We start from the raw sequence: 13,029 nt of genomic DNA on the forward strand, positions 1-13,029 counted from the left end.
AGTGTGGCTTTGCCATGCAAGAGTAGGTCACCGCCAGGGGCCTTACATCCCAAACCCTCACCTTCCGGTGGGGGTTTTTTTTGCGCTCAAGATCACACCTCTTGCCTTCCTTGAGAAACCATCGCGTCCTCTCGGCATTCCAAGCTCTATGATCGCTTCTGCTTGATTCTTCACGTGCCCGAGGACGTATATCTTGTTTGTCCACGTTGAGACACGCCGCAGGCCGCGCTGGCATTGGGCAACGTTGCTGGTGGTAACGCTTTGTGTGCTGTGTTTCATCGGTTTGGTGCTGACGCCAGCACCGGAGCGACTTTTGCTATTGCAGGAATGGGGGACGGTACCGGCGAATATCTTCAATTCGCACGAGGCGTTGCTTCCCCAGTTGACCGACCCTGCCCTGCTGCGGCTTTTCACGGCACTGTTCATCCATGTGACGTGGCTTCATCTGCTCAGCAATTTGTTGTTCCTGGCAATCTTCGGCTTGCCCGGGGAGCGCGCACTGGGCTCGCTTCGCTTCTTGCTGTTGTTCGTATTGGGCGGAATTGTGGCTAACCTGATTGGCGCGTTGTCGCTGGCCGGTGTGCGTTTGCCGATCATTGGGTGTAGCGGCGCAGTTTCAGCCGTCGTGGGTGCCTATGTCGCATTGTTCCCCCGAGCCAAGCTCGGATTGGTGCTGCCCCTTGGGCTGTACATGGAATTTGTGCGGGTGCCGGCATTCCTGCTGATCGGCATCTGGATCTTGCTGCAGCTGCTTTTCAGCTATGCCGGGCCGAGCTACGGCGCATACGTGTGGTGGGCGCATATCGGCGGATTTCTATTTGGCGTGGCGTTTGCCTTGTTCTCGCGTGAGAACATCGCCCGTCGCTTGCGCGGTTGAGTTGTAGCGTCCTCGTTTTCCGAGTCAGAGTGGCCTTGATCCGGATCAAGGCGTAGCTATCCATCCGCAATGGCGGGCAAATGTCCGCAACAGGCGCCGTGCGATTGGCGTTGCAGCCACTGTCTTGAACGCATGTCCAGGGTCTGCCCCCTCGCGTTGCATCTCGCCGTGTTTGCGCTTGATATAGGCCCGCATGACGTCGGCGTTGAATTCCGGATGGAACTGGGTACTGATGGCTTTTGGCCCATATCGCAGCAGGTGGTGAGGATCGCGTGCAGAACGAGCCAAAATGAGCGAGCCGGCTGGCGGTTCCAGCACACTTTGCTCGTGAGTGGTGTGTGCTCGGAAAACGGTCGGCAGTGCCGACAGCAGTGAATCGTGCGCCTGATGCTGGAGTATCTCGATCGGGTGCGTACCGATCTCGCGCCCGCCGGGCAGATAATCGATTCGCCCGCCTAAAGCATGCGCGATCAGTTGATGGCCATAGCAAACGCCGAACAAGGGAAGCTCGACATCCATCGCATCGCGAATCCAGCCAGCAGTGCGTTCGCTCCATGGCAACCGTTCGGTAACCATCGCCGCCGAACCGGTGATCATGGCGCCAGCCACTTCCCGCGGCGGCGGCAACGGTTCGCCGGCCTCGACATCGATCACGCGGAGTCGTTGCAGCGGCAGCCGTGCTCCAAGCCGGAACCAGTGAGGAAAATCACCATGGCGGGCACGGATGGGTGCCGGAGCACGGCCGGTACGGATGATCAGTACGGGTTTCATGCCCCAATCTTATGCGAAGCGAGCCGCTACGGCTGCGTATCGTCGAAGGTTTCGATCGGCGGCAGGACTGTGAGGATCTCCTGCACGGTCGTCAGGCCTGCAGCGACCTGGTCGGCTGCGGAAATGCGCAAGGGCCGCATGCCCTCGGTCAAGGCCGCCTGACCGAAGTTGCCCAAGTCCAACTGCGCGGATATCAGCGAGCGCAATCGCGGCGAGACCTTCATCATTTCGTAGATGCCGGTGCGGCCCATGAAGCCGGTGTTGCGGCACTCGAGACAGCCCAGTGGCTTGAATACTTTCTCGGGCACGGGAATCGACCATCCATGCGTCAACACGGTCCACTCCTGTGGTTCCTGCGTGGTTTCCTGCTTGCAATGTGGGCACAGTGTCCTGACCAGTCGCTGTGCGACGACGCCGGTCAAGGTCGACTGGATAAGGTAGTGGGGCACGCCGAGATCGAGTAATCGGGTAACCGCGCTGGGTGCGTCGTTTGTATGCAGTGTGGAAAGCACCAGATGACCGGTGAGCGACGCTTGCACCGCCATCTGCGCCGTTTCAAGATCGCGGATTTCGCCGACCATGATGATGTCCGGATCCTGGCGCAGCAGCGTGCGAACGCCGGCTGCGAAATCCAGGTCGATCGCCGCGTGGACCTGCATCTGGTTGAACTCGGGGGAGACCATTTCGATCGGATCCTCCACAGTGCACACATTGAGCTCGGGCGTGGCCAGATGCTTCAAGGTGGAATACAGCGTGGTGGTCTTGCCCGAGCCGGTGGGGCCGGTGACCAGCACGATGCCGTGCGGACGTTCCACCATGCTGCGCCAGTTGGCGTCTTCGCCGGGCGAGAAGCCGAGCTGGGCGAAATCCTTGACCACCAGATCCGGGTCGAAGATGCGCATCACCACCTTTTCGCCAAACGCCGTGGGCATGTTGGAGATGCGCAGCTCGACCTCGCGGCCCAGTGCCGAGCGCGTCTTGATGCGGCCGTCCTGGGGGCGTCGCTTTTCGGCCACGTCCATGCGCGCAAGGATCTTGATGCGCGCAGTCACCGCGGTCATCACCGGTGAAGGCAGTTCAAATACCTTGTGCATGCGACCGTCGATGCGGAAACGGATCGATCCGGTTTCCCGGCGTGGCTCCAGATGGATATCCGAAGCGCGCTGTTCGAACGCGTATTGCAGCAGCCAGTCGACGATGTGCACCACGTGCCGGTCATCGGCACCGACTTCGCCGCCCTTGCCCAGTTCCACCAACTGTTCGAAATTGAGGATCGCCGATGACGCGTCGCTGCCGAAAGCCTTCGCATCCTGTGCCAGCTGGATCGAACGCTGGACGCCATAGAATTCCTGCAGGTAGCGGTTGATGTCGATCGGGCTGGAAACCACGCGCTTCACGTCACGACGGATCATCTGCGCCAGGTCGGCCGCCCACGCCATGTCGAACGGCTCGCAGGTCGCGAAAGTGACTTCGCCCGCCGCCACCGCGACCGGCAATATCTTGTGCCGCTGCGCATAGGCATGGCTCACCACCTGGGTCACGGTGGAGGCATTGATCTTCATCGGGTCGATCTTGAGATACGGAAGGCCGGCGTGGCCGGCAAGCCATTCCGTCAGCGCCTCGAGGCGCAACGGCCGCCCCGGCTCGCGCTGGTTCGGCAATTTGGAATTGGCAATCAGCACCAGTGGATGCAGTTCGACCGTGCTGCGACCTGCACGCGCGCCCATGCGCACCTGCTTGGCATCATCGGCGAGCAGAAAACCATCGACCACCAGCGCAGCCAGCAAGTCGTCCAGTTCAAGTCGGCCACGCCGACCGAGCAGGGATGCGATTTGCGGTGATGCAGCCATTCCAGAGATTCCCCGAGGTGCTTTTGCCGACCGAAGTCCAGTGGGAAAGCAAGCTGCAGCTATACTAACGCGCTTTATCCACGGTCACGGAAAACCATGTCCGCGCGTACATTCCAGGACGTCATCCAGACGCTCAACCGCTATTGGGCTGCGCAAGGTTGCGTGCTCCTGCAGCCGCTCGATACCGAAGTGGGCGCGGGCACGTTTCACCCAGCCACATTCCTGCGCGCACTCGGGCCCGAGCCTTGGGCGGCGGCCTATGTGCAGCCCTCGCGTCGCCCGACCGACGGACGCTATGGCGAAAACCCGAACCGGCTGCAGCATTACTACCAATACCAAGTGGTGATGAAGCCGAATCCGGAGGACATTCTCGACCTGTACATCGGTTCATTGAAAGAGCTCGGTCTCGATCCGCTGGTGCACGACCTGCGCTTCGTCGAAGACAACTGGGAATCGCCCACGCTCGGTGCCTGGGGCCTGGGTTGGGAGGTCTGGCTGAACGGCATGGAGGTGACACAGTTCACGTATTTCCAGCAGGCCGGCGGACTGGAGTGCCGTCCGGTGACCGGTGAAATTACCTATGGCCTCGAACGGCTGGCGATGTACCTGCAGAACGTGGACAACGTCTACGATCTGGTCTGGACCGACGGTCCGCGTGGCACGATCACCTATGGCGATGTGTTCCATCAGAACGAAGTCGAGCAGAGTACCTACAACTTCGAATACGCCAACGTGGCCGAACTGCTGCACTGGTTCGATGTTTGCGAGGGAGAAGCCAACAAGCTGGTGGCCGCCAATTTGCCGCTGCCTGCCTATGAGCAGGTGATGAAAGCCAGCCACACGTTCAACCTGCTCGATGCGCGTCGTGCGATCAGCGTCACCGAGCGCCAGCGCTACATCCTGCGCGTGCGCACGCTGTCGCGTAGCGTCGCCGAAACGTATGTGGCGCAACGCGAGAAACTTGGCTTTCCCGGCCTGAAGAAAGCGAAGGAGCCGGCTCATGGCTGAGTACAAGCCCCTGCTGATCGAACTGGGTACCGAGGAGCTTCCGCCGAAGTCGCTGGACGAACTTTCCGCGGCGTTCCTGCGCGGCATCTGCGACGGCTTGGCCAAGCGCGGTGTTGCCGCGGGGCTGGATCTGGCAAGGGCCTATGCATCGCCGCGTCGCCTGGCCGTGCATGTTCCGGATGTCGCAGTGACTCAGCCGGAGCAGGTGATCGAACGCCGTGGCCCGGCATTGAGCGCCGCTTTCGATGCCGACGGACAACCCTCCAAGGCGCTGCTCGGTTTCGCGCAGTCCTGCGGGACGACGGTCGCGCAACTGGAGAAGCTCGAGACCGACAAGGGCGGTTGGTTCGTCTGGCGCGCGATCAAGCCGGGTCAGAAGCTGGCCATGCTGCTGCCCGAAATCGTCGACGAGGCGCTCAAAGGTTTGCCGGTTCCGCGTCCCATGCGCTGGGCGGACCATGACTACAGTTTCGTGCGACCGGCGCATTGGCTGGTAATGCTTCACGGCGCCGATATCGTCGACGGCGAAGTGCTTGGGCTGAAAAGTGGCCGCATATCCCGCGGTCACCGGTTCATGCATCCGCAGCCGGTGCACGTGGCGGACGCGGATGGCTGGCTGGACGCCATGCGTGCGTCGAAAGTGCTGGCCGACCCCGCCGAGCGGCGCAAGAAAATCCGTGTGCAGGTTCAACATGCGAGCCTGCAGACGGGCGGCTTGCCGCGTCTGGATGACACGCTGCTGGACGAACTGGCCAACCTCACCGAATGGCCGATCGCCATCGCCTGCACGTTCGAGCGGGCGTTTCTGGAGGTTCCCCCGGAAGCCTTGGTCACCACGATGGTGGCGAATCAGAAGTTCGTGCCGGTGTTCGACACGGCAGGTCGTCTCACTGAACATTTCATTGGCATCGCGAACATCGACAGCAAGGATCCTGGCGAAATCCGCAAGGGTTACGAGCGGGTGATACGGCCACGGTTCGCCGACGCCAAATTTTTCTGGGACGAGGATCTCAAGACACCGCTGGAGAGCTACCAGGAGCAACTCAAGAGCGTTACCTATCAACAGGCGCTTGGCAGTTTGTGGGACAAGAGCGTGCGCGTCGCCGAACTGTCGCGGATCATCGCCAACCGGGTTGGCGCCGATGCGGCACAGGCAACCCGCGCCGCTGCTCTAAGCAAATGTGATCTGTTGACGCGCATGGTTGGGGAGTTTCCCGAGCTGCAGGGCACGATGGGCCGATATTACGCGGCCCGTCACGGCGAAACCACCCAGGTCGCCGATGCGCTGGACACCTACTATCAACCGCGCTTCGCTGGCGACGTCATCGCCCCCGGCAAACTTGGCCAGGTGCTTGCCGTGGCCGAGCGACTCGACACGCTCTCCGGGATTTTTGCCGTGGGCATGAAGCCGAGCGGCAACAAGGATCCGTTCGCCCTGCGTCGCGCGGCGCTGGGTCTTGCGAGAACCCTGATCGAGGGCGGTCTCGACGTCGATCTGCGCGGCAGCTTCACCGAGGCACTGGAATTGTTGCCGGATACTGCGCTTGAGGCAGGTCTGAAACTAGGCAAGGACGGCAAGATGCCGGCAATGAGCCTGGGTCAACGAAGGGCCATGCTGCTCGATGAGCTTTGCGATTTCGTGTTCGATCGCCTGCGTGGATACTACGCCGAACAAGGCTTCGACAATGCACAGTTCGAAGCTGTCATGGCGGTGCAACCCCAGAGCCTGGCCGACTTCGACCGCCGCCTGCGGGCGGTCGCCGAATTTGGTCGACGACCGGAAGCCGCCAGTCTTGCGGCCGCCAACAAGCGGGTGGCCAATATCCTGCGCAAGCAGGCTGACGAGATGGATGCTTCTGCAGTCTACCGTGTGGTGGACCCGGCTCGATTCGAGACGAAAGCCGAACATGAGCTGGCCCAAGCCCTGTCATCCGCTCAACAGGATACGGCCGAGGCTTTGGCTGCGGGAGACTACGCTACAGTGCTTGCCCGGTTATCGCAGTTGCAGGGGCCGGTCGATGCCTTCTTCGACAGTGTGCTGGTGAATGCCGACGACCCCACGGTACGGGCCAATCGGCTTGCCTTGCTTGGTCAGCTGAAAGCCCAGTTCGGCGCGATCGCCGACATCTCCTTGCTCTGAATTCCCGAACCTGAAGGACAAAGGACGCAATAAAAGAGCGGCCCCGGGAGGCTGCTTTTTTATTGCGTGTGGAATCAGGCGACGCTGTTGGTTTGCCGCAGACGCTCCGCCAGTCGATGGTTGAACGTCACCATCGCAAGCGGATCCACGTGCGAGCCGCCGGGACCGAGGATGTCATAGAGCTGGGTCAACAGATCGGTGTTCTCCGATAAGGACAGCTGACTGTCAGAAAGACTCAATTCCGACTGAAGGATGCGCATGGCCGTGTTCAGTCGCTGGGTATCGACGCCGCCGCCATCGGGCTGAGCCACGTGATTCGAAAGCCGCGTTCCACTGAGCGAACGCGGTGACGAAACTTTCTCCGAGCTGTACTGCTCCTCCATGTTGAGGGTGCCCGGATCGATCTGCAGGCTTCCCTCGCCCGCGACCAGCCAGACCAGCGAAATGCCCAGCGTACGGGCCAGCGTGACGCAACGTGCTCGGGACGGATCGGTGTTGCCGTCACGCCAACTGCGCACCACGCCTTCGGAAAAACCGCACATCCTAGCGATTTCCGTAGCGCTTCCAACGCGCTGAATCAACAATTTAATGCGTTCCGCGAAGGTTCCTGTGGAGGAGGTATTCGTGATTTTTTGCGTATCCATAAGTGGCGGCCAGTAGGGGAGAATGGCGCTAGCTTGGCTTTCCGAAAGCAAATCAAGCGGGTGCTGCACGAGGAAAGGTTACGAAAGTGTTGACCTTCGCGATTTCTTGAATTAACGTCGCAATAACCTACGCATTCCAGTGCGCGCAGGAACCTACTTTAAATCATTGTGGATCGGCACGGTATAGGTCCGACGAGCTTCGGCAGCGGACCTTAGATGTAACGAACACAGAAAAGTTTCATGCGCCCGGAAAGCTCGGGCCGAACCATGGGGAGTCACCACGTATGAATTCGCGTAAAAATTTAGCAACGAATCGGCTTCGTCGTACCTCCCTCGCCATTGGGCTAGGGCTATGTCTGGTGGGCACGGGGGTCATCGCGCAATCGACCACCGGCAACATTTTTGGCCAGGCTCCAGTAGCTGCGGGTGAGACAGTGCTGGTGACCTCTTCGACGGGCTTGACTCGCGAAGTTCCGGTTGACAGCTCGGGACGTTATCGCATCAACACCTTGCCTGTGGGCACTTATGATGTTTCCTTGAAGAAGGATGGTGCAGTTGTCGATTCTCGGAAGAACATTGTTCTGACGGTTGGTGCCGGTACCACCGTTTCTTTCGAAGACGCCACCGCTAATGTGACCGGGTTGAGTTCCGTCACGGTGTCGGCCAACGCCCTGCCAACCATTGACGTGTCTTCAGTCGATTCGCGAACCGTTATTACGGCCCGGCAGCTGGCAGTATTGCCACTGCGGCAAAGTGCCGAAGCAATTGCTCTGTTGGCACCTGGCGTCGTTGCGGGAAGCAGGGACTTCGGTAACGTAGTGTCGTTTGGCGGTTCATCGGTCAGCGAAAACGCCTATTACATCAACGGATTCAATACATCTGACCCGTTGAAGAACATTGGTGGTACGGGATTGCCTTACGGGGCAATCGATCAGCAGGAAAATTATACGGGTGGCTACAGCGCCATGTACGGTCGTTCCGATGGCGGTGTGATCAGCCAAGTCGGAAAACGAGGTACCAATGAATGGCATTTCGGTGGCCAGATCGCATGGGCACCTCGCGCGACAGCTTCCGACAGAACCAATACATACTATCCGGATGCTCCCTTGGCACCGGGCCACGAGTACACGGATGAATCTCTTCCAGGCACCATTTATCGCACAGGGAAAAACAATAAGTCGTGGGAAACCACCTATAGCGCATATGTTGGTGGTCCACTGATCGAGAACAAGTTGTTTTTATTCGTGGCAGCCGAAGCAGACAAGAGTGAAGGCACCTCGACCTCTACAAGTGCGGCAAGTGTTGTTTCGAACAACAACTACAAATATTCCGAGCCGAAGGTCTATGCGAAACTGGACTGGAACATCAATGACAGCAACCTGCTGGAGTTGACGGATATTTCCAGCAAGGAAAGCTATAGCGGCGCGTTGTACGACTATGATTACGCTACGGGCAAGCAGGGCGGGGAAGTAGGCAGCCCCACCTGGCACAAGTACTCGCATGATTTCCTCATTGGCAAGTACACAAGCTACATCACGGATGATCTGACGTTTTCGGTAACCTACGGTAAGAACAAGACTGTTGACTATCAGCACACTCCGGGGTTGAGCGACACCCTGCCGTACTTGTCTGGTGTGACCAATCAGGATCCCGCGATCACCGGCGGTACGCCCATTACCAACGGCGTGCCCACCTATGCCGTGACGGCGCCTGGCGCCAGCAGCAAGACCCATGGTATCCGTGCGGACTTGCAGTACAAGATCGGTGACCATGAGCTATCTGTCGGCATCGACAACATGAACTATGCCGCATATGACGAAGGTCAGTCCATGGGGGGGCCAGGTTATGCGTGGCTTTATGGCCATGCAGCGAACCCGGCGGCGCCACTCAACTCCGGTCTGGGCGTTGGTCCGGCGGGCGGCAACGGTTACTACGTGAGGCAATATGTCTTCTCGACCACCACGAGCATGTCGTTGAAGCAGAAGGCGCAGTACCTGGAAGATCGTTGGCAAGTTTCAGATCGTTGGCTGTTGAGCCTGGGCATTCGGAACGATCAATTCGAAAATTTGAACAATCTTGGTCAGACATTCGTCAAACAGAAAAATCAGTGGGCCCCGCGAATCGGTTTCAGCTTTGACGTGCTCGGTGATTCGACGTTCAAGGTTTACGGCAATCTCGGTCGCTATTATCTCGCGATGCCGAGCGCGGTCGCGATCCGCGGCGGCTCCGCGTCTACCCTGACCTATGATTATCAGACTTATACGGGCATTGATGCCGACGGCAACCCCACGGGGTTGGCCGAACTGGGGCCCGGCCCGGTATCTCCGGATGGTGAGACTGGTGACACGCCAGATCCAAAGCAGGTGTCGCCAACCAATCTCAAGTCAGAATATCAGGATGAGGCGATTCTCGGTTTCAGTAAAATGCTGGGACCAAGTTGGGTGACCGGAGCGAAGGTTACTGTGCGCAGGTTGGAATCCGCCATCGATGATGTCTGCGACGAAGGCAAATTGTTCGACAAGATGGAAAGCATGGGTATCGATCTCGACACGGTGCAAACGAGTGCCAGTGGTGATCTCGTGCCTTCATGCAAGCTGTTCAATCCAGGCAAGACCAATACCTATAAAGTCGGTAACGTCAACGGCGGTTACTACAATGTGAATATGTCCCAGGCCGACTGGGGTTTTGCTCAGGGCGCAAAGCGTAAATATTACGCTCTCGACTTGTTCCTCGAACATCCGTTCGATGGCAAATGGCAAGCCCGCGTCGATTACACCTTCAGCAGGAGCTACGGCAATACCGAAGGTCAGGTGAAATCGGACATTGGTCAAGCGGACGTTTCCAAGACGCAGGATTGGGACTCCGCCCAGCTGATGGAAGGTGCCTATGGTATTCAGTCCAACGACCGCACCCATCAGCTTAAGGCTTACGGCAGCTATGCGTTCACGCCGGAGTGGATGGTTTCAGGATCGTTGCGCATTGCAACAGGTACGCCCAAGAGCTGCGAGGGTTTCTATGGCAATCCTGAGAGCGATCCGTTGGGTTATGGTTCTTCGTACCATTACTGCAATGGGGTGATTTCCCCGACAGGTAGTAATGGGCGCCTGCCATATACTCGCCAAGTCGATCTGGGTATTGCTTACCGTCCCGATTTCGCGAACCACAAGCTTGGGTTCAAGTTGGATGTCTTTAATGTATTCAATGAGCAAAAGCCAATTCTGAACGATTTCACCTATGAAGACACTCCGAACGGTGTCTCCAATACATACAATTCCCCCATTTACTATGAGAACCCGCGTTTTGCTCGCTTCTCTGTGACGTACGACTATTAAGAGTTGAATCTGTACCGCTCGATGTAACAGGAAGGAGCTATACTCTGACCTGTGCTAGACAAGACGCCACCCGATCCCGGGTGGCGTTTTTTTTGATATCACGATGCCGAGGAAGTCAGAGTTGCAGCAGAGACCAAACGAGGTTTTTCGGAACGTGACGATGATAATAATTGTCTGAAGGCTCTTATATACCTCGGCATGATTGTGCCGACCGACTTGTTCGTGGTCTCATCAAGAGATCGCATAACCCGCTGAAGGTATTGCATGAGCCAGTTCCTGTTACTAGGCAAGCGACGCTTCGCGCCATTTTTCTGGACCCAGGCCTTGGGCGCCTTCAACGACAATGCGTTTCGCAATGCGTTGGTGATGATGGTGGCGTTCCAGATGAGTCTGGATGACCACACGGTGTCGCTCTACACGAACCTTGCACCTGCGCTTTTCATCATCCCGTTCTTTCTGTTCTCCGCGACTGCCGGGCAGCTTGCGGAGAAGTACGAGAAGAGCCGGATCATCCGCTACGTAAAACTCTTCGAGATTGGCGCGATGGCGCTTGCGGCGGTGGGTTTCTATACGCACCACATTTCGCTGTTGCTGGTGGTGCTTTTTTTGATGGGCATGCATTCGGCTACTTTCGGCCCGATCAAGTACGCGATCTTGCCGCAGTCACTGCATATGGGTGAGCTGGTTGGAGGCAACGGGTTGATTGAGACCGGGACGCAGCTGGCGATGCTGACCGGCATGATCGTCGGTAGCGCTCTGATGGAAATAGCAGGTCTCGGTACATTGCTGGCAGGTGGCGTGACCATCGCCGTTGCCGTTGCTGGTTACCTTACCAGTCGGGCCATTCCACTCGCGCCGGCGACCGCTCCCAATTTGGGATTCAACTGGAACCCGTTGAGCGAAACGGCCCGGGTACTAGGAATTACTCGGCAGGATCGTGCGGTGTTCAATGCGGTGCTGGGTATTTCATGGTTCTGGTTTTTTGGCACCGTTCTCATCGCCCAATTGCCGCCCTATACGCGCGTCAATCTTGGCGGCGATGGATCGGTCAATATCTTGGTGTTGACACTGTTCTCCATTGGAACGGGCATTGGCTCGTTGCTATGCGAACGGATGTCGGGTCGTCGCGTGGAAGTGGGGCTGGTGCCGCTCGGTGCGTTTGGACTGACGGCATTCGGCATCGATCTGTTTTTTGCGCGGCCTGGCGCGACATTGGCGCACAGTCTCGACTGGCTGGCATTCTTGCGATCAGCCGGTGGCTGGCGAATTTCGCTGGATCTGACGTTCATCGGCATGTTCGCCGGTTTCTACGTGGTCCCGTTGTTCGCATTCATCCAGAGTCGTACGCCGCCCGATCGTCTGTCGCGCGTCATTGCGGGCAACAACATCATCAATGCCATATGGATATGCGCCGCCGCAGGATTCGGCCTGGGGTTGGGTGCGCTTGGGTTTGGTGTGCCGCAGATATTCCTGGCGACCGCTTTGCTCAACGCCGTCGTCGCCGTCTACATCTTCACGCTAGTGCCTGAATTTGTGATGCGTTTTGTCACGTGGATTCTATTGATAATTACATAAGTCATGACATGGAATGCACGATGATGGATAATCCGATCGGATCTATGATCGGAGGTTGGCTGGATGGCGAAGATGGACGAGGCCACGCGCAAGCGGTTACGAGCGGGGCGATTGATGCTGGCGGGCAAGACGCCCGCAGAGGCGGCTCAAGCGGTGGGTGTGGCGCGGCAGACCGCCTATACTTGGAAGACCCGGCTTGAGGAAGGCGGTATCGACGCTTTGCGGGCAATGGCCACGGGCCGGCCGGCGCAGCTTGATGGCCCGCAGTTCGCGGCGCTGCGAGCCGTGTTGCTCCGGGGCGCTATGGCCCACGACTTTGGCACCGAGTTGTGGACGCTCAAGCGAGTTCGCGTTCTCATTGAACGGATGCATGGGGTGCGCTTCAGCGAAGTGCACGTCTGGCGGCTGCTCGGAGCCATGGGCTTCAGCTCGCAAAAGCCCGAACGGCGCGCCATCGAGCGCAACGAGCCCGCAGTGCAGGCCTGGAAGCGCAAGATCTGGCCGGCGCTTAAAAAAAGTGTTCGGCCGAGCGGCGGCTGATCGTCTTCATCGACGAGTCGGGCCTGAGCGAGCGGCCTACGCGCGTGTGCCGATCATCCAGTTCCACTTCAACTGGAAACACGTCTCGGCCATTGCCGGCCTGACGCGCTCCAACTTCCTGTTCCGGCTCTACGACGGTGCGATCAAAAGTACGCAGATCGTGGAGTTCCTCAAAGCCCTGCACGCCAACCTCAAACGCAAGCTGATGATCGTTTGGGACGGAGCGGCCCAGCACAGGAGCCGGATCGTGCGCGCTTTCCTCGACAGCACTCAGGGTGCCATCCAGATGGCA

At 58.5% G+C, this 13,029-nt stretch carries 8 protein-coding genes and 1 pseudogene; 6 read left to right on the plus strand and 3 right to left on the minus strand.

The genetic code is table 11. The features are described 5' to 3' along the window. Positions 1–193: 193 nt before the first annotated feature. Entirely contained in the window at positions 194–877 is a 684-nt protein-coding gene (locus VGC62_RS12355; RefSeq protein WP_331187364.1) for a rhomboid family intramembrane serine protease, read from the plus strand. A gap of 45 nt (positions 878–922) precedes the next feature. Here VGC62_RS12355 and VGC62_RS12360 read toward each other — a convergent pair whose 3' ends face one another. Further along, positions 923–1,648 carry a glutamine amidotransferase gene (locus tag VGC62_RS12360; RefSeq protein ID WP_331187365.1) on the minus strand — a complete coding sequence of 242 codons (726 nt, stop codon included), beginning with the start codon at positions 1,646–1,648 and terminating at the stop codon, positions 923–925. 26 nt (positions 1,649–1,674) lie between these two features. Then, positions 1,675–3,498: a GspE/PulE family protein gene (locus VGC62_RS12365; RefSeq protein ID WP_331187366.1), complete on the minus strand. Its 1,824-nt coding sequence runs from the start codon at positions 3,496–3,498 to the stop codon at positions 1,675–1,677. A 96-nt stretch (positions 3,499–3,594) separates the two neighbouring features. On the opposite strand from VGC62_RS12365, the gene glyQ reads away from it, so the two are divergent. Together glyQ and glyS are read left to right on the plus strand one after the other, a co-directional pair. Beyond that, entirely contained in the window at positions 3,595–4,506 is a 912-nt protein-coding gene (gene glyQ / locus VGC62_RS12370) for a glycine--tRNA ligase subunit alpha (RefSeq protein WP_331187367.1), read from the plus strand. Beyond that, complete coding sequence (glyS, locus tag VGC62_RS12375; RefSeq protein WP_331187368.1) at positions 4,499–6,646, plus strand: glycine--tRNA ligase subunit beta; 2,148 nt, start codon at positions 4,499–4,501, stop codon at positions 6,644–6,646. The genes glyQ and glyS overlap by 8 nt, the downstream gene beginning before the upstream one ends. Positions 6,647–6,720: 74 nt before the next feature. Here the strand turns inward: glyS and VGC62_RS12380 are convergent, their stop codons facing one another. After that, positions 6,721–7,290, minus strand: a complete 570-nt coding sequence (locus VGC62_RS12380; RefSeq protein WP_331187369.1) for a helix-turn-helix transcriptional regulator — start codon at positions 7,288–7,290, stop codon at positions 6,721–6,723. A gap of 284 nt (positions 7,291–7,574) precedes the next feature. Between VGC62_RS12380 and VGC62_RS12385 the strand changes: the two genes are divergently transcribed. The 3 genes and pseudogenes from VGC62_RS12385 to VGC62_RS12395 form a co-directional block, all read left to right on the plus strand. Continuing rightward, a complete protein-coding gene (locus VGC62_RS12385) occupies positions 7,575–10,622 on the plus strand; it encodes a TonB-dependent receptor (protein ID WP_331187370.1) in 3,048 nt (1,015 codons plus the stop codon). A gap of 264 nt (positions 10,623–10,886) precedes the next feature. Further along, positions 10,887–12,197: an MFS transporter gene (locus tag VGC62_RS12390; protein WP_331187371.1), complete on the plus strand. Its 1,311-nt coding sequence runs from the start codon at positions 10,887–10,889 to the stop codon at positions 12,195–12,197. A gap of 63 nt (positions 12,198–12,260) precedes the next feature. Next, positions 12,261–13,029 (plus strand): annotated as a pseudogene (locus VGC62_RS12395) (IS630 family transposase); the annotation flags it as partial.

The sequence above is a fragment of the Pseudomonas sp. genome, assembly GCF_036404235.1.
Taxonomy (GTDB): Bacteria; Pseudomonadota; Gammaproteobacteria; order Pseudomonadales; family Pseudomonadaceae; genus Aquipseudomonas.

What these genes read in the sequence shown, in the direction of transcription:
- VGC62_RS12360 (WP_331187365.1), bottom strand. Translation starts at nt 1,648, where the DNA reads ATGAAACCCGTACTGATCATCCGTACCGGCCGTGCTCCGGCACCCATC.
- VGC62_RS12365 (WP_331187366.1), bottom strand. Translation starts at nt 3,498, where the DNA reads ATGGCTGCATCACCGCAAATCGCATCCCTGCTCGGTCGGCGTGGCCGA.
- glyQ (WP_331187367.1), top strand. Translation starts at nt 3,595, where the DNA reads ATGTCCGCGCGTACATTCCAGGACGTCATCCAGACGCTCAACCGCTAT.
- glyS (WP_331187368.1), top strand. Translation starts at nt 4,499, where the DNA reads ATGGCTGAGTACAAGCCCCTGCTGATCGAACTGGGTACCGAGGAGCTT.
- VGC62_RS12380 (WP_331187369.1), bottom strand. Translation starts at nt 7,290, where the DNA reads ATGGATACGCAAAAAATCACGAATACCTCCTCCACAGGAACCTTCGCG.
- VGC62_RS12385 (WP_331187370.1), top strand. Translation starts at nt 7,575, where the DNA reads ATGAATTCGCGTAAAAATTTAGCAACGAATCGGCTTCGTCGTACCTCC.
- VGC62_RS12390 (WP_331187371.1), top strand. Translation starts at nt 10,887, where the DNA reads ATGAGCCAGTTCCTGTTACTAGGCAAGCGACGCTTCGCGCCATTTTTC.